This is a genomic window from Mycobacterium sp. AZCC_0083, from assembly GCF_014202335.1.
Taxonomy (GTDB): domain Bacteria; phylum Actinomycetota; class Actinomycetes; order Mycobacteriales; family Mycobacteriaceae; genus Mycobacterium.
This window is the reverse complement of the sequence record NZ_JACHGP010000001.1, coordinates 493,371-509,849: the sequence shown is the minus strand read 5'-3', so window position 1 is coordinate 509,849 and position 16,479 is coordinate 493,371. Positions and strand designations below refer to the sequence as shown.

Below are 16,479 nucleotides of genomic sequence, written 5' to 3'. Positions count from 1 at the left end.
AGACGGGTGGACCAACGGATCGAGGAGAGCACATGACATTGCGGGTGGGCATCATCGGAGTGGGCTGGGGTGCACACGTTCAGGTGCCCGGGTTCCGGGCCGCCAAGGGGTTCGAGCCCGTCGCGCTTTGCGCGCGTACCCCCGAGCGGCTGGAACGGACGGCCGCCAAGCTGGGCATCGAGGAGACGTCCACCGATTGGGGGTCGTTCGTCACCCGCGACGACCTCGACGTCATCTCGGTCGCGACACCCACTGTGCTGCACCGCGACATGACCTTGGCAGCTCTTGCCACGGGCAAGCCGGTGCTGTGTGAGAAGCCGCTCGCCGGCGACCTCGATGCGGCGCGCGAGATGGTGCGCGCTGCCGCCGAGGCCAATGTGCCGACCGCCTGCTGCTTCGAGAACCGGTGGAACCCCGACTGGCTGGCCGTCGCCGACAAGGTGCGATCGGGATTCCTTGGCAACCAGTACCTTGCCCGCGTCAGCCGCAGCGCGTCCTACTGGCATCCGAGCCGTGCGCCGCAGGCGCGGTGGATGTACGACCGCGAGCAGGGTGGCGGATACCTGGCGGGGATGTTGGTGCACGATCTGGACTTCCTGTGCAGCGTGCTCGGCCGCCCGGCATCGGTGTGCGCCGAGGTGCGGACCAGCGACCCGATCCGTGAGCTACCCGACGGCGAGACCTTGCACGTCACCGCCGACGACACGGCAGCGCTGCTGATGCGCATGGAGTCCGGGCTGACCGCCATCCTGAGCGTCTCGGTGATGGGTGCCCATGCCGATCACTACCGCCTTGAACTCTTCGGGTCGGACGGCACGATCATCGGCGACGGCGACCTGCGTTCCGCGGCATACAGTCTCGGCGCGGCGACCGATGACGGACTGGCGCCACTGACGGTGGACGAACGCGAGCCCGCTCACCCCGAGCAGTTGCCAGGAGGCCTTGCCGGCCATGCCAGCCGGGCGATGGCGCTGATGCTGCAGGACTGGCTGCCCGCGTTCGACGGCGCACCGAGCGCCGCGGCCACCTTCGAGGACGGACTTCTCTCGCTGGCGGTGATCGACGCCGCGCGCCGCTCCGCCGAAGGGGGCGGCTGGGAGCCCGTACGGACCTAGCTCGACCCTTCGGCAGGCGGATAGATCAGCACGCCGCGGATGTTGGCGCCCGCGTGCATGTCGGCATAGCCGTCGTTGACCTTCTCCAGCGGGTAGGTGCGGGTGACCATCGAGTCGAGATCCACCTGCCCCGCGCTGTACAACTCGAGGATCTTCGGAATGTCGGCGCGTGGGTTGCCCGAGCCGTACAAGGTGCCGATGATCTGCTTCTCGGTCAGGGTGAGATCCATCAGATTCACCCGGATGTCGCGCTCGAGCATCGGATGGATGTTGGTGATCACGACCTTCCCGCGCTTGGCCGTCATGGCCAGCGCCTGGCCGACCAGCTGCCCGTCGCCGACCCCCATCGCGCAGATGAACCTGTCCGCGCCACGATCCCAGGTTGCCTCGGCGACAACGGCTTTGGCCTCTACCCAATCGGCGGCCGTGTGCGTCGCGCCCATCTTCACGGCCTCTTCGCGCTTGTACTCCGACGGATCGATCACCGTGATCGTGCGGGCACCCGCCAGCCGGGCACCCTGTACTGCCGCGGCGCCGATTCCACCGACGCCGGCGACCACGACCGTATCGCCCGGCCGCACGTCCGCGGCGTAGACCGAAGAGCCCCAGCCGGTGATGAAACCGCAGCCGAGCAGGCAGGCGAGGTCGAGCCGGTAGTGCTCCGGGATCTTCACGCAACTCGCCTCGTGTACCACGGTGTGGTGCGAGAACGACCCGACCCCGCAGGCCAGGGCGAGGTCGTCGTCACCGAGATGGTGCCGTGCGGTGCCGTCATGAATCTGCATGCCCGAGTAGATCTTTGCGCCGAGGTCGCACAGGCTCTGATGGCCTGTCGAGCACGACGGGCACCGGCCGCACGACGGGATGAAGCTGAACACCACGTGGTCGCCGGGCACCAGCCATGACACGTGCTCGCCGACGGCCTTCACCACGCCCGCACCTTCGTGCCCGCCGATGCAGGGCAGTCGGATCGGCATGTCACCGGTGACGAGGTGGTCGTCGGAGTGGCACATGCCCGAGGCGTGCAATTCGACGAGCACCTCGGTCGCCTTCGGCGGATCGAGCTCGATGGTCTCGATCGACCACGGTGTGTTGCGTTCGAACAGGACCGCTGCCTGCGTCTGCATTTGATCCCTTCCGGTTCAGCGAATGATGGACTGGTATTCGACGAACCCCGCGATGCCCTCCGGGCCGCCCTCCCGGCCGATGCCCGACTGCTTGAAACCGCCGAACGGGCTGCCGAAGTCGAGCACGGCGGTCGAGTTCACCGCCACCGACCCGACCTGCAGTTGGGCCGCCACCGCCGCGGCACGTTCCTCGTCGGCCGACCACACCGCGCCGACGAGCCCGTAGCGCGAGTCGTTGGCGATGGACACCGCCTCCGCGGCGTCGTCAGGGCCCGCGTCGTCATAGGCGATGAGGACGGCGACCGGACCGAAGACCTCTTCGCGGGCGATCTCCATGTCGTTGGTCGCCTCGACGAGGGCCGGGCTGACGAACCACCCTGGGCGGTCGGGTCGCTCGCCGCCGGTCAGCACGGTGGCGCCCTCGTCGCGGGCCCGCAGGAGGAATCCCTCGACCCTGTCGCGCGCGGCCTCGTTGATCAGTGGGCCGATGTCGGTGGCCCGGTCGGCAGGATCTCCGACGGTCAGCGCCGTCACCGCGGCCGTCAGGGCGGCGACGAATTCGCCGTATCGGCTGCGCGGCAGCAGGATGCGCGTGAGCGCGGCACACAATTGGCCGTTGTTGCCCATCACGCCGCCGACCAGTCCGGGCACCGTCGTGTCGATCAGTGCGTCGGGGAGCACGATGGCCGGTGACTTGCCGCCAAGTTCGGTGCTGCAGCGGCGGATGCGAGATCCACACGACGCGGCGATCCTGGTACCCACGGCCGTCGATCCGGTGAAGCTGATCTTGTCGACGTCCGGGTGTTCGGTCAGCACCTCGCCGGTAGCGGCACCTCCGTTGACGACGTTGACCACTCCGTCGGGAATTCCGGCCTCTTCGATCGCTTCCATCAGCACGCCGAATTCGAGCGGTGCATCGGGCGCCGGCTTGAGCACCACCGTGCAGCCCGCGGCCAGCGCGGGACCGAGCTTCAACGCGGCGATGAAAAGCGGCGTGTTCCACGGCACGATCGCCCCCACCACGCCGACGGGGACCTGTCGCACAACCACGGTGCCGCCCGTCGCCGACGGACGAAGAACGGTGAAGGGATGGTCGGGGGTGATTGCCGCGTAGGCGCGCAGCACCCCGGCCGCGGTGATGACCTGACCGAAGGTGCTCCACGATCGCGGCGAGCCGATTTCGGCGGTCGTCAGGTCGGCCAGTTCGCCCTTGCGCGCGCTCAGTGCGTCGGCCAGTCGGCCCAATGCGGCGCCGCGATCGGCGGGGGAGGTCTGCGTCCAGGCGTGCAACGCACCGCGGGCAGCCGCGACGGCGGCGTCGACCTCGTCACGGCCTGCGACGGCGACGGTGCCCAGCACCTCGCCGGTGGTCGGCGACGTCACGTCCAGTGTCTCGGCGCGCGCGCCGGTCACCCATTTGCCCGCGACGTAGCTTGCCGCCAACTCGACCATAGAGACCGATTCTGGCATTGATGTCATCTTTCGACAAGCGGCTCATTCGTGGTGAAGCGCAGATTCAGTTTCGGATCCGGATATTTTCTGACACTATTGGTCACTATGAGTGCATCGCCCGACAGCGACGCCGACCTGAGCGTGGGACAGCCGTGGGAGGTGGTGGTCGAGCGCGGCAAGATCGCCGAGTTCGCCGACGCCATGTTGTCCGACGATCCCGCCTACCGCGGTCCCGACGCGATCGTCCCGCCGACGTTCTTGACCAGCGCTGCCCGATGGGCACCGCCGGGCGTCCGGGTGAACGTGGGCTTCGACCGTAAGCGCCTGCTGCACGGCGAGCAGGAGTTCGTCTTCCACGGTGAATTGCCTGCCGCGGGCGAGGTCGTCACGGCGCGGGAGCGGATCGTTGACCGGTTCGCCAAGCCCGGCAAGCGTGGCGGGACGATGCGCTTTGCCACCGTGGTCACCGAATACCGGGACGCGGCAGGCACGTTGGTGGCGGAAGCCAAGGCCACGTTCATCGAGACGGCACCGAGATGACGGCGATGAGCGCAAGCGAAGATCATCGAACCCCGCTAAGCACGGGTGTCCAGGCGACACCGCGAGAGTTCGGGCCGCTGACCCGCCAGATGTTCGTCCGCTACGCCGGAGCGTCCGGCGACCTGAACCCCATGCACTACGACGACGAACTGGCGCGATCGGCCGGCTACCCGTCGGTGTTCGCCCAGGGCATGTTCTCGGCGGCCCTTCTGGCCGGGTTCGCCGCGGATTGGCTGGGTGCACGCAACGTGCGCCGTTTCGGGGTCCGCTTCCGCGAGCAGGTCTGGCCCGGTGACGTGCTGACGTGCTCGGGCACGATCACCACGGTGTCAGCGGAGCCGGACGCCGACCGGGTGAGCGTCGAGTTGACCGCGACGGGCCCCTCGGGTGGTGTCGCGATCAGCGGCACCGCCGAGTTCCTCATCCCGCGAAACGCCCCGCTGCGCGACACCGGCAGCCCGGATGGGCCATAGGCTGGAACGACCATGTCCGACGCCTCGATCATCCGCCGGGCCAGTTACGGCCCCTCCAGCCCCGCCATCGGCGCACGCGGCGCCACGACGCGCAGCCGGATCACCGAGGTCTCGCTGGAGCTGTTCGGGCGGCTGGGGTACTTCGACACGTCGGTCGACGCGATCGCCAAGGCCGCAGGCGTGTCGCGCGCCACGCTCTACCAGTACTTCAAGGGCAAGGACGAGATCTTCCTGGAACTGCTCAACGAGTGCGGCAGCGCGTTGTTCCGGGTGGCTCGACGCATCGGCCCCCTCGGCCCGGACGAGGTGGGCTTCGACAACCTGAACTGGTGGTTGGGCGAGTGGAGCTGGGTGTTCGAGAAGTACTCCACGATGTTCGTGCAGTGGACGGCGATCGCGTCGTCGGACACCAAGGTCCGTCCTGAAATCGCCCGGTTCGTGAGCAGCTACAACCACCGTGTCGCCGAGCGGCTCGCGGCCTCTGGCCTCAAGGGCATGGACCCCGAAGTCGCGGCCATGACGATGACCGCGCTGGTGCACCGCATCAACCTGTTCGTACATACCGACCGCGCCTACGGCCGCAGCGCCAAGGACGCGGTCGACACGCTGTCGGTCTTCCTTCAGCTGGCGCTGTTCCCCGAGACCCCGCCGTCGGTGCTGAGTTCGCTGCGTCTGCACGCCAGCGCCGACCCTGCTGCCGACGTCGATGCGGTCGAAGTGCCCGCGGTCCCGGAGATCGCGGGGCTGTCCATCGGCGAGCGAACCGCCGCGTTGAGCAACCGTGCCGTCAGCACCGTGACTGCTCTGGCCGATGCCGGCGCGACCCAGTTCCGCGCACGCGGATACCGCAGCACGAGTGTCGACGACATCGTCTTGACCGCCGACGTTGCACGCGGCACGTTCTACAAGTACTTCAGCGACAAGCAGGACCTGCTCGCCGCCGTCGCCGCCGAGATCTACGGAGCCGGAATGGCATTCGCGGATCGGATTGCACACGTGGATCCGGTGGCCGACGAGTCGACCCTGCGGCACTGGTTGGCCACCTACGTTGAGTTCTATGACCGGTATTCGGGATGCATCGAGGCGTGGGTCGAGGGCACCACCGACGACCCGACCATCGTGGGCATCGGCGAGAACGGCCAGGTCATGATGGACATCGGCGCGGCAAGGATGCTCATCCGCGGACCGTGCCCGTATCCGTTCGACCCGGTGGTCTCGGCGCTGATCCTGCGCGCTCTCGTCACCCGGGTGCCGCAGGCCGCCCTCGAGATGCCCGAGCCGATCGTCGACGATCAGGTCATCGAGTTGTTGATGACCTGTATCAGGCGCGGGTTCTTCGGTCTGTCGTGACGCCGGCCGCGATGAGGCCCTCCGTCGCATCCGCCGAATAACCCAACTCGCGCAAGATTTTTCGACTGTGCTCGCCCAGGGCGGGCACGTCACCGAACAGCGGGTCGACGCCGGCCAGGCCGGCAGGCGGTGGCAGCGCGCCGACGGGACCGCCGGGGGTCGCAACCTCGTGCCACCGGTTGCGGCCGACGAGCACGGGATGCTGCCACAGCTGCGCGACGTCGTTCATCCGCGCGTGCGCCACACCTGCGCCCTGCAGGCGCGTCTCGAGTTCCTCGGCGCTCAACCGCGCGACCGCGGCAGTGATGATCGACTCCAGTTCGTCACGATGCGCCACCCGGTCCGGGTTGGCGGCGAACCGCGGGTCGGCGACGAGATCCGGTCTATCCAAGACGATCTCGCACAGCCGCTGCCATTCGGGCGGGTTCTGCACCGCGAGCAACACCGTGCCCCCGTCCCCGGCGATGAACGGGCCGTACGGGGCGATCGTCGGATGGCGTGCCCCCGTGCGAGCCGGCGGCGTTCCGCCGTAGTGGCCGTAATAGAGCGGCTGGGACATCCATTCGACCAGGGCGTCGAACAACGACACCGACACCGGGTGCACCGCGCCGGTCGTGGCGCGTGTGTAGAGGGCGGTGAGGATGCCGGAGTAGGTGAACATGCCTGCTGCCACGTCGGCGATCGATACGCCGGTGCGCGCCACCTCGGTTGGTGAGCCCGTCACCGACAGCAACCCGGCCTCGGCTTGCACCAACAGGTCGTAGGCCTTGCGGTCACGCCACGGGCCGTCCTGGCCGTAGCCGCTGATCGTGGCGGTGATGGTCTGCGGGTGATCGCGGGCCACCGCGTCGGCGTCCAGGCCCATCCGTGCCGCGGCTCCCGGCGCAAGGTTCTGCACCAGCACGTCGGCACTGTCCAGCAGGCGGTGCAGGATGCGTTGGCCATCAGGATGTTTGAGATCGAGGGTCAACGACTCCTTGCCGCGGTTGAGCCAGACGAAGTAGCTCGACTCGCCATGTACCGCACGGTCATAACCCCGCGCGAAGTCACCGCCCTGCGGCCGCTCGATCTTCACCACCCGCGCGCCGAGATCCGCGAGCTGCCGCGTCGCGTACGGCGCCGCGACCGCCTGCTCGAGGCTCACCACGGTGATGCCCGATAGCGGCGCGGAGATGCTCACGTTCGCTACTCCCGTCGTCACGACATCGATGTCAGATGGACGCTAGCGGTAAATCCAAAATGCCTGTGCTAGCGGTGTGCGAGGTGAATCTAATATGCACATTCTGTCAGATTCGCGTTAGGCTGACCATGTGGGAGATGTCTCCCCGCCGGTATCGGCGGGTCCCTTGGCTGGGGTCAAGGTCGTCGAACTAGCCGGGATGGGTCCAGGCCCGCATGCCGCGATGCTGCTCGCCGACCTTGGCGCGGAGGTGATGCGGGTACAGCGGCCGGGACAAGCGGGCTCGGGCGCACAACTGCGCGGCCGCCGGATCTTCGTCGCCGACCTCAAGGACGCTGGCGACCTCGACCAGGTGCGCCGACTGATCGATCAGGCGGACGTTCTCCTCGAGGGATTCCGGCCAGGGGTCACCGAACGACTGGGCCTTGGACCCGACGAATGTCAGGGCCGCAACCCAGGATTGGTCTACACCCGCATCACGGGTTGGGGGCAGACCGGCCCCCGCGCCCGGCAGGCCGGCCACGACATCAACTACATCGGCCTCACCGGGTTGCTGCATGCGATGGGTCCCGCGGACCGCCCGCCAGCGCCCCCGCTCAACCTGCTCGGCGACTACGGCGGCGGCTCGCTGTTCGCGGTCGTCGGCGTGTTGGCCGCTTTGGTCGAACGGCAGGCATCCGGTCGCGGCCAGGTGATCGACGCCGCCATCGTCAACGGCGCCCCGGTTCTTGGCCACGTGTTGTGGGCGATGCGCGCCGATGGCCGGTGGTCAGACGAGCGGAGCGCCAACGTCTTCGACGGTTCGGCGCCGTTCTACTCCACCTACGAGTGCGCGGACGGCGGTTACGTCGCCGTGGGCGCCCTGGAGCCCGAGTTCTTCGCCGAGATGCTGCGACTGCTGGGGATCGATCCGACCACGCTGAGCGCACAACGAGACCGCTCCGGTTGGCCGGTGATGCGCGACGTGCTGACGGACCGGTTCCGGCAGCACCCGCGCGACCATTGGGCGCAGGTGTTCGAGGGCAGCGACGCGTGCGTCACCCCGGTGCTCTCCGCGGCGGAGGCGATGGACGACCCACACATGCAGCGCCGCAACGTGTTCGTCGACGTCGACGGGGTACGCCAGCCTGCACCTGCGCCGCTGTTCTCGCGGACGCCTACTCCGCCACCGGTGCCTGCGCGCAGCGAAAGTCACGCCGACGTAGCGACCGCCATCCCCGTGATCCATTCGGGCACCGGCTCGTAGACCAGTGGAGTGACTGGCCGTCCGCCGCCCGCGGCGCCCGCGGCGAGCCAGGTCCGAACTTCGTTGGCGCCTGCGCCCGCCCTTGCGTGCGCGGAGTCCACTAGGCCAATCAGCGCCTCGATGTCCCAGGCCGACATGGCATCCAGCACCTCGGTGTCCCAATCGGGCCGAATCTTGGTGCGCGCCTCGGCCATGCCCTCGGAGATGATCTGCGCCCGATCCTCGTCGCTGAGGTCATAGGTGTCGATCTCAAGGCTCGGCGGTGAATGGGACAGCCCTCCGGTGCCGATCACCAATACCCGCTGATCGATGCCGTCGAGGAACCGGCCGACCTCCGCGCCGAAGTCGGCAACGCGGCGACCGACGGGGAGGGGAGCGGTCGCGCAGTTGACGGGTAGTGGGATGACGGGCTTGTCCGCCAATTCACCGACGAGATCCCGAACGGGTTGGGCGAACGCATGATCCAGCTCGATGTCGCGGCACGCGGCGACGTCGAATCCGGCAGACAGCAGGTGTTCGCACAGCCTGCGGGCGAGTGCGGATGGCACGTCGAGAGACCCTGCCGGGTGGCCGCCCTCGGCCAGGATCGACGCAGTCAACGCGACCCCGAAGGCGGGCACCACGTGGCGAAACGCCCGGCGATGGTCTCCGCCGAACACGAGCACCACGTCTGGATCGAACTGCTTGACGCGCTCGGCTGCGGCGGTCAGTGCCGAGCGAAACTGGTGCCCGAAGGCATGCGCGACATCGCGCTCCTTGCCTGGGCTGTGGCTTGCGCAGACAACCAGTCTCTCCGACGTCATGTGCGTACCTCCGATAGAAGTGACACTAATGTTAGATGAGTCGGGGTTCTATCGGGAGCCCGGCGTGTCACACGCTGAAGACGATGCCCTGCGTCGACGCCACGATGATGCCGAGAATCACTATGAACGCGACGCACCCTGCGATCAGTCGGATGGTCTCCTTCGCCAACGCTTCGTTGGTCTGCGGGGGAAGGAAGAACTCTGCGGGCATGTCCTTCATGTCAGGCTCCTCAACGGTCATGGGATGTAGGAGCTGTCGGCACCGGTGGCCCAGCGCAAGACCGCCAGCGGCAGGACGAGGAATACGGCAAAGCTGACCTGGAAGACGACGAACCAGGCACCCAATCGCATGAGCTCGAAGCGCCACCGCGGAATGGTGACCTCGTAGTTGAGGTAGTCGTCGAACTCTTGCTGCTTGGTCCGCCGTACCTGCTTGGTGACCACGGCGACCGCGCCGGCGCCTGCGACGTCGCTGGACGGACGCAGCGGCACCTTCGGCACGGTGAAGCGGTCCAGTCGGCAGAACCGCTCGAAGTGGTTGAGCCCTCGGATCGGCGGCTTGCCAGCCCAGTAGGCGATCAGATTGGGCCACGTGCACATGATGCCGATGGTCCAGAGCAGCGTGATGCGGCCGCCGTTGCTCCACTCGAGCACTGGGCCGATGCCCGGATCGTAGGTCCACCAGCCCATCGCCGTAGCGGTGCCCTCGACGACGAAGTCCCAGACGTAGTTGATCGGAATGGCAAGCACGATCATCGATTTGAGCATGCTCCAGCCGAACTTCGATGACACCCATTGACTCAGCCACAACACCAGGAGGGCGTGCACACCCCAGTACACCGCGTAGGCGAATGGCATGAACAGCGGATCGTTCGGCGTCTTGAGCGGTAGCCATTCGAGCAGATGGTGTTCGGCGAACGCAGGACTGTAGAACAGCATCTGCCCCCAGTCGCCTACGGTCTCCATCCAGTACACCGCGAGGCTGTTGAACAGGAACAAGAAGCCCCACGTCAGGCGCCGCCGCCGGATCACGTCGGCGATCGCCAGAACGATGAAGACGCTGCCGGCGATCGGTACGACCCAGTTGAAGAACCACACCCCAGAGGGATCAAGGGTCGCCGGTGGTGCCAGATCCGAAGCGGTTAACAGCATCGTTGCCTCTCAATGCGTTAATCAGTTCACTACTTACTTGTGTAACCTAGTTGACCATAAATCGATTGTCACCAGAATCTGAGATCAGGTCATCGCCGTCGTGAATCCGCTCCTCCGTCGTACTGCAGCCAACCTCATCGCCGCGGGCGAACTGGTGGCGGCGGTGTTGCCGAAACTACCGGGAACCGAAGCGTCGGCCGCTGACGAAGTGACGGCTGAATGGTTGACGCACCACGTGGCACGTTCGGCATCTGGCGCAGTGGCGCAGCGGGTTTCGCTGCTCGATGGCACCACCGGCACGACAGACCGCAGGCGCTTGGCCGTCGAATGGAACGAGGCGGGACGGGCGGAAGGGCTTCCGAAGCATCTCTTCGTCAAGAGCACTCCGCTGTCGGCCAAGAATCGCACGATGGTGGCGACGCTGGGGATGGCCGTCAACGAAGCCCGCTTCTACAACCAGGTAGCGGCCGATCTCGAAGGAGTCGCTCCGCACGCCTGGTATGCCCATTCCGGGGTAGGGGCGCGGTTCCTGATCGTGCTCGACGACATCGTCTCCGCAGGCGGACGGCCCTACGCAATGGCCGACGACTGCGACATCGCCCACGCGCAAGGGCTCATCGACGCGTTCGCCACTTTGCACGCGCGATTCTGGGAGAGCCCGCGGCTGACTCGGGAACTGTCCTGGATCCGAACCTGGAGCACCCGACCGGGATATGGCCTGCTGAAGCGCTTCTACGCCCGCGGCCGCCTTGGCGCATTGCAGCGGGACCGCCCCGAGGTGACTCCCGCGGTGCGCGAGGTAGCCGCGGCGCTCGATCGCCATACACAGGCGTACTACCGCGAGTTCGAGTCGGGGCCACTGACTCTGCTGCACGGCGACTCGCATCTAGGCAACACTTTCGCGTGGCCCGACGGTCGATCGGGCCTGCTGGACTGGCAGGTGGTCTGGCGGGGACCTGGGCTGCGGGAAGTGTCGTACTGGATGACGACTGGCCTGGAACCCGAAGTGCGCCGTGACCACGAGCGGGACCTGATTGCTCGCTACCTGGAGGGTTTGCGTGCCGGTGGGGTGCAGGACGTGCCGCGCCGCGACGCAGCTTTCGACCGGTACCGGCTCTTCGCCGCCGAAGCGTGGGATGCGACGGCCATGACGGTCAACTGGCAGGGACTGCAGGCGCAGGAGAACACCGACGCGGCATTTCGCAGGGCCTGCGCGGCCGTCGACGATCTTGAGACGGCTGCGTTGATGAACCGGTCGTGCCGCTAGGCGGCGGAGGCATTCCGACGCTGGCCGTTGACTATGTGACAGTGAACTGCCATCTTTGGTAGGTCGTTGCGAAAGGAGGCCTTGCAGTGACGGATCTCAAGAGCCCCGACGAGATCGGTCGTGTGGAGCCGACGGCCGAACCGGCACCGATCAAGTCGATTCGGCCGGTGTTGTTCTGGTCGGGCGTCGGCGCAGCGTGCATCGCGGTCGCCGCCTACGTCTACACCTCGTGGATCGTGTCGGGAAACGCGAGTCCGGTGGATCCGGGTCCCGATCCGATCCCGGGCGGCACCCGGTTGGCCATGACTGCCTTCCAGATCGCCTGCCCGATACTGGCTTTGATCGCGATCGTCTACGTCGTCCGCAAGAGCTTGCGCGAGCGTCAACTGTGCGTCGAAGCCGCCGTCGTGATCGGGTCGGCGATCGCGTGGTGGCACGACCCCCTGATCAACTGGTTCCAGCCAGTGTTGTTCTACAACGCGGGCCTGGTCAACTTCGGCAACTGGATGGAGAACGTCCCCGGCTCGCTCAGCCCCGGTAGTCGGCTGATGGTCGAGCCGGTGTTGATGATCGGAATGATCTACGTCTGGATGCCGCTCGCCATGGGCAAGGTGGCCAAGTGGGGGATGAGTCGGGCGCGGGGCCATTGGTCAACGCTGGGACCCGTCCGCACGTTCTGCTGTGGCTGGCTCGCGGTGTACGCCATCGAGTTTCCGCTGGAGATCTTCGCGGTGCACCACGGTCTTGTCGCCTATCCCGCATCGATTCCCGGCGTCACGCTGTGGGCTGGTCAGACCGTGCAGATACCGCTCTACGGACCCATTCTCTGGTCCCTGGTCCTCAGCTCCAGCGGAGCGCTGATGTTCTTCCGCAACGGCAAGGGTCAGATCCGGGTGGAGGCGGGCGTGGAGACGCTGCGCTGGGCCGGACCGCGGGTCAAGGGACTGCTACGCGTGCTGGCGGTCACCGGCTTCCTGCACGTGGTGGCGATCGGCGTGTACGACCTTCCGGTGAACCTCGCCGGCCTCTACGCGGGGCCGACCGACACCTACCCGACATACCTGCGCACGCAGTACTGCGGACCGGATACCCCGCGGGCCTGTCCCGACGGCACCCGCTTCGACGACCAGTAGTTACTTCAGTACTGCTGGCAGCGCCGCGAACTCCTGGCGGATCAGGTCGTCGAGGGCCCGGCCCGGCGTCGCCAACCACCGATTGAGTGCGCGTTCGATGAGCAGCATGCCGACGGATGCCAGCAATCGGCACTCGTCGTCGGGTGTCGGCAGATGTCGCCGCTCGGCAATCACCTTGGCTACGGTCTCGGCGTTGGCCGCGTGATTCCTGCGTTCGCGGCCCAGTAACACTAGCGACGATGCGACCGCTTCGTGGTACTGGGCGATCCTCTTGCGAATACGCTTGAGCCCTGGGGCGAGCAGCGCGAATGAGTTGGCCATCGCCTCGAAGTCGGACAGCCCCTCGGGCTGGGCGAGGTATACCCCGTTGACCGCGTCGATGAAGTCGTACTCCCCGAAGAAGAGCACCGACTCCTTGGTGGGAAAGTACCGGAAGAACGTCCGCGGAGACACTCCCGCGCTCTCGGCGATCTGATCCGTCGTGGTCTCGTCGTAGCCGTTGGCGCTGAACAGATCCAGGGCCGCCTCGAGAAGCGCGTTCCGTGTGCGATCCGCGTGTGCGTCACGTGGTGAACGGTCGCCCCGTGCCATCCGTACCTCCTCGACCGTCTCGGTGTCCAGACCCTACAACGACGGCTGACGTCGGCTCATCGTTGACACCGGTTGTCGTGCCGACGATACTTTGCCACATATGGCAGTCCACTGCCATAGTGTGTCTGGATTTGCGCGCCGCCGTGGCGCACGCAGAGAGGATCGTCACCACATGACCGAACTCGGCGTGACTGGAATCGTGAACATCAACGACCTGCCCTTCGCCAACGACCGTTCGCGCGCATGGCGTGAACTACGCGAAGGGGGCGAAGCGGTCACCTCGGGTGAGGAGGTCGTGCTCACCAGCGCCGCGGCTGTGGAGTTCGCCGCAAAGAGGCCACAGATCTTCTCGTCGGCGAAGGCGTTCGACGTGTTGGGCAGCCCCGTCCCACTCGTACCGATCGCGATCGACCCGCCGGACCACACCCGTTTCCGTCGCATGTTGGACCCGTTCTTCAGCCCCAAGAAGATGGCTGAGCGCGAACCTGAACTGCGTCGGCAGGCAGGGGAGTTGATCGATGCGATCGTGGCCAAGGGCGAATGCGAAGCGATGGCGGATCTCGCCACGCCGTTTCCCTCGCAGGTCTTCCTGACACTGTTCGGATTGCCGATGGCGGACCGGGACAGATTGGTGCACTGGAAGGACGCGATCCTGCAGTTCACCGACCCCGGCAGCGGCGAGCCGACGCCCGAAGTGCTGACCTACGCGCTGGAACTCTTCACCTACCTCAACGAGCACATCGCCGAGCGGCGCACGGACACGTCCGGCACCGACATGTTGACCCAGTTGATCCACGACACCGAAGACGGTGGCATGAACGACACCGAGATTCTCGGCCTGTGCTTCATGTTCGTGCTCGCAGGCCTCGACACGGTCACCTCGGCCGTTGGCTTCTCGTTGGCCAAGCTCGCTGCGGATGATGAACTCCGGCAACGGATCAGCAGCGACTTCGCCCTCATTCCGGGATTCATCGAGGACTTGCTCCGCGTCGACGGTCCCGTTCCGTTCGCCCCACGAGTCACCACCGAAGAGGTGGAGGTGGGCGGCCGGGTGCTGCCGAAGGACACCAGAGTGATGCTGAGCTACGGCAGCGCCGACCGCGATCCGCAACGGTACGAGGACGCCGACGAGGTGCATCCGGACAGCAAGGTGGTGCACTTCGCATTCGGGCGTGGGCCACACCGCTGCCTGGGTTCCCACCTCGCGCGCTTGGAACTGCGCCTCATCCTCGAGGAATGGCACACCCGCATTCCCGACTACACGCTGGCCGGCGACGCCGAACCGCAGGTGCCCTGGCCCACCGGAACCATGGCACTGAAGTCGGTGCCGCTGAACATCAAGCCCGCGTAGCTGATTCGGCTCATCCGATCCAATGGTCTTCGCGCAAGCGCTCATCCGACTTTGGGGATGATCGCCTCGGCTACCCACTGCATGTGGGCGAGGCCGTTCATCCAACGCAGCGAAGGGAACTCGAATGGCTCGGACCGATGACGACACCTGGGACATAAACGAGAGCGTCGGCGCTACGGCACTCGGTGTTGCCGGCGGCCGGGCGGCGGCAACACCGATAGCGCCGACCCGCTGATCAGCGATCCGTATGCGCAGTTGTTCCTCGAAGCGGCCGGCGACGGCATCTGGAAGATCTATGTCGATGGTGAACTGCCAGCGACTGGACGCCCGCGGGTGGCGGCTGGCCTGGCCCGACGGGAGCGTCGTCTATGAGGTCGACCAACCCAAGGTTCTGGGGTTCAAGACCGAGACGCTGGAATCCCATGACGTCGCCCCCATCGCCAACCATGTCAGTATCGGGATCGATCTGCGGCAGGACTGGCCGAAGGCATTGGTGGAGGCGGGTTTCGATCCGACGGTTCCGACCGCGTGGTCGGCCGAAGGGCTGCTGCCGTATCTGACGGCCGATGCTCAGGACCTGCTCTTCGACCGCATCCAATCGCTGAGTGCGCACGGGAGCCGGGTGGCAGTTGAGGCGTTTACCAATGACTTCTTCAGCGCCGAAGGCTTCGCCCGCCGCGAAGAACAGATGGAGCAATACCGGGCGGCAGCGGTCGAGTTGGGTGGCAAGGACATCACGGGGTCCGGCAACCTCCTCTACGAGGAGGAACGGACCGCGGTTCCTGACTGGCTGCGGGCGCACGACTGGAACGTCACCGCGATCAGCGCCGAGGACCTGCTGGCAGCCAACAACCGCCTGATTCCCGCGTCCCTCGATGAGGCAGTCCCCGACAGTATGTTCGTCGAAGGCCGGCTCCCGTAAGCCCGAAGGTGCGGCGCCCGACTACGGGTTGTTACCCGTCCTCGATGACCGTCGCGGCGATATAACGGTCGACGTCGGTCTCCGGCGGGTAGGCGGGCCCGTTGCGGTGTTGCGGGCTGACCACGATGTCGACGAGGCCGTCGGCCATACCGGCGAGTTGGTCGGGGGAGCCGTCGATGGCCAGGCTGTGTTGCACGGAGACTAGGCCGTGCAAGCCCGTCCACAGGGTGTGCGTTGCCTGGTAGAGCGGCAGTGACAACGGGAAACCCGCGTCGGCGCAGGCGGCCAGCGCTCGACGCAACCTGGCGGACACTTGCCGCGCGGGGTGCAGTCCCATCCGCTCGCGCTCCACGGTGGGTTGGCGGATTTCGTACATGAGCCGGTAGTGACCCGGGTTGTCCATGGCGAAGCGGCAGTAGGCGTGTACCTGGGCACGTAGCCGCTCGCGGGGGCCTTCCCGAGCGACTGCGGTATCCGCGGCACCCATCTGATCGGCCAACTGTCGGTACTTGTCGGCCAACGCTGCCCACACCAGCTCAGTTTTGTCGGCGAAGTGGAGGTAGATGCTCGCAGGGGTGACGCCGACTTCGGTGGCCACCGCTCGCATCGTGAGCTTTTCGTCGCTGCCCCAGTCGTCGAGCAGCCGGTTCACCGCGGTCAGGACCTCTTCGCGCAGTTGGTCGCCCTGGCCGCGGCGGCTCCGGCGCCGCGCCGGTTGCTGCTCCGTACGGTCGGCCACGCCCACCACCTTAGGGTGGGCGGGCCGCCCCGCAACGG

16 protein-coding genes and 1 pseudogene are annotated in these 16,479 nt (G+C 66.6%); 9 read left to right on the top strand and 8 right to left on the bottom strand.

Going from position 1 to position 16,479, the window contains the following annotated elements; all coding sequences use genetic code 11:
* Window positions 1-32 precede the first annotated feature (32 nt).
* Window positions 33-1,115: a Gfo/Idh/MocA family protein gene (locus HNP02_RS02420; protein WP_184434096.1), complete on the top strand. Its 1,083-nt coding sequence runs from the start codon at window positions 33-35 to the stop codon at window positions 1,113-1,115.
* Here HNP02_RS02420 and HNP02_RS02415 read toward each other — a convergent pair.
* Window positions 1,112-2,242 (bottom strand): NDMA-dependent alcohol dehydrogenase, encoded by a 1,131-nt coding sequence (locus HNP02_RS02415; protein ID WP_184434093.1) that lies wholly within the window; start codon window positions 2,240-2,242, stop codon window positions 1,112-1,114. The genes HNP02_RS02420 and HNP02_RS02415 overlap by 4 nt on opposite strands.
* Window positions 2,243-2,257: 15 nt before the next feature.
* Complete coding sequence (locus tag HNP02_RS02410) at window positions 2,258-3,721, bottom strand: aldehyde dehydrogenase (RefSeq protein WP_184434090.1); 1,464 nt, start codon at window positions 3,719-3,721, stop codon at window positions 2,258-2,260.
* A gap of 78 nt (window positions 3,722-3,799) precedes the next feature.
* On the opposite strand from HNP02_RS02410, the gene HNP02_RS02405 reads away from it, so the two are divergent.
* The 3 genes from HNP02_RS02405 to HNP02_RS02395 are packed head-to-tail and all read left to right on the top strand — an operon-like array spanning window position 3,800 to window position 6,057.
* Entirely contained in the window at window positions 3,800-4,234 is a 435-nt protein-coding gene (locus HNP02_RS02405; protein WP_184434087.1) for a MaoC family dehydratase N-terminal domain-containing protein, read from the top strand.
* A gap of 5 nt (window positions 4,235-4,239) precedes the next feature.
* Window positions 4,240-4,707, top strand: coding sequence for a MaoC/PaaZ C-terminal domain-containing protein (locus HNP02_RS02400; protein ID WP_184434084.1), 468 nt, complete (start codon window positions 4,240-4,242; stop codon window positions 4,705-4,707).
* A gap of 12 nt (window positions 4,708-4,719) precedes the next feature.
* Complete coding sequence (locus HNP02_RS02395) at window positions 4,720-6,057, top strand: TetR/AcrR family transcriptional regulator (protein WP_184434081.1); 1,338 nt, start codon at window positions 4,720-4,722, stop codon at window positions 6,055-6,057.
* On the opposite strand, the gene HNP02_RS02390 is transcribed toward HNP02_RS02395, so the two are convergent.
* A complete protein-coding gene (locus HNP02_RS02390; RefSeq protein ID WP_184434078.1) occupies window positions 6,029-7,237 on the bottom strand; it encodes a CaiB/BaiF CoA-transferase family protein in 1,209 nt (402 codons plus the stop codon). The two genes, HNP02_RS02395 and HNP02_RS02390, sit on opposite strands and share 29 nt — an antisense overlap.
* A 130-nt stretch (window positions 7,238-7,367) precedes the next feature.
* Here HNP02_RS02390 and HNP02_RS02385 point away from each other — a divergent pair, with 130 nt between their 5' ends.
* Complete coding sequence (locus HNP02_RS02385) at window positions 7,368-8,483, top strand: CaiB/BaiF CoA transferase family protein (protein WP_375373626.1); 1,116 nt, start codon at window positions 7,368-7,370, stop codon at window positions 8,481-8,483.
* Here HNP02_RS02385 and HNP02_RS02380 read toward each other — a convergent pair.
* The 3 genes from HNP02_RS02380 to HNP02_RS02370 all read right to left on the bottom strand — a co-directional run bounded on the left by HNP02_RS02380 (window position 8,429) and on the right by HNP02_RS02370 (window position 10,438).
* Window positions 8,429-9,286, bottom strand: coding sequence for a 3-carboxyethylcatechol 2,3-dioxygenase (locus HNP02_RS02380; RefSeq protein WP_184434075.1), 858 nt, complete (start codon window positions 9,284-9,286; stop codon window positions 8,429-8,431). The genes HNP02_RS02385 and HNP02_RS02380 overlap by 55 nt on opposite strands.
* A 67-nt stretch (window positions 9,287-9,353) precedes the next feature.
* Complete coding sequence (locus HNP02_RS02375; RefSeq protein ID WP_184434072.1) at window positions 9,354-9,506, bottom strand: hypothetical protein; 153 nt, start codon at window positions 9,504-9,506, stop codon at window positions 9,354-9,356.
* A gap of 17 nt (window positions 9,507-9,523) precedes the next feature.
* A complete protein-coding gene (locus HNP02_RS02370) occupies window positions 9,524-10,438 on the bottom strand; it encodes a spirocyclase AveC family protein (RefSeq protein WP_184434069.1) in 915 nt (304 codons plus the stop codon).
* Window positions 10,439-10,538: 100 nt separating this feature from the next.
* On the opposite strand from HNP02_RS02370, the gene HNP02_RS02365 reads away from it, so the two are divergent.
* Both HNP02_RS02365 and HNP02_RS02360 read left to right on the top strand, forming a co-directional pair.
* The gene (locus HNP02_RS02365) at window positions 10,539-11,705 is read left to right on the top strand and encodes a hypothetical protein (protein ID WP_309241372.1); all 1,167 of its coding nucleotides are present in this window, start codon (window positions 10,539-10,541) and stop codon (window positions 11,703-11,705) included.
* Between the two features lie 86 nt (window positions 11,706-11,791).
* Window positions 11,792-12,838, top strand: coding sequence for a spirocyclase AveC family protein (locus HNP02_RS02360; protein WP_184434066.1), 1,047 nt, complete (start codon window positions 11,792-11,794; stop codon window positions 12,836-12,838).
* Here HNP02_RS02360 and HNP02_RS02355 read toward each other — a convergent pair whose 3' ends face one another.
* The gene (locus HNP02_RS02355; RefSeq protein ID WP_184434063.1) at window positions 12,839-13,429 is read right to left on the bottom strand and encodes a TetR family transcriptional regulator; all 591 of its coding nucleotides are present in this window, start codon (window positions 13,427-13,429) and stop codon (window positions 12,839-12,841) included. It abuts the gene before it with no gap.
* Window positions 13,430-13,601: 172 nt separating this feature from the next.
* Between HNP02_RS02355 and HNP02_RS02350 the strand changes: the two genes are divergently transcribed.
* Together HNP02_RS02350 and HNP02_RS02345 are read left to right on the top strand one after the other, a co-directional pair.
* Window positions 13,602-14,780 carry a cytochrome P450 gene (locus tag HNP02_RS02350; protein ID WP_184434060.1) on the top strand — a complete coding sequence of 393 codons (1,179 nt, stop codon included), beginning with the start codon at window positions 13,602-13,604 and terminating at the stop codon, window positions 14,778-14,780.
* Between the two features lie 124 nt (window positions 14,781-14,904).
* Window positions 14,905-15,702 (top strand): annotated as a pseudogene (locus tag HNP02_RS02345) (SAM-dependent methyltransferase).
* Between the two features lie 31 nt (window positions 15,703-15,733).
* On the opposite strand, the gene HNP02_RS02340 reads toward HNP02_RS02345, so the two are convergent.
* On the bottom strand, window positions 15,734-16,441 hold the full coding sequence (locus HNP02_RS02340) for a TetR/AcrR family transcriptional regulator (protein ID WP_309241371.1): 708 nt from the start codon (window positions 16,439-16,441) through the stop codon (window positions 15,734-15,736).
* Window positions 16,442-16,479: the final 38 nt, after the last annotated feature.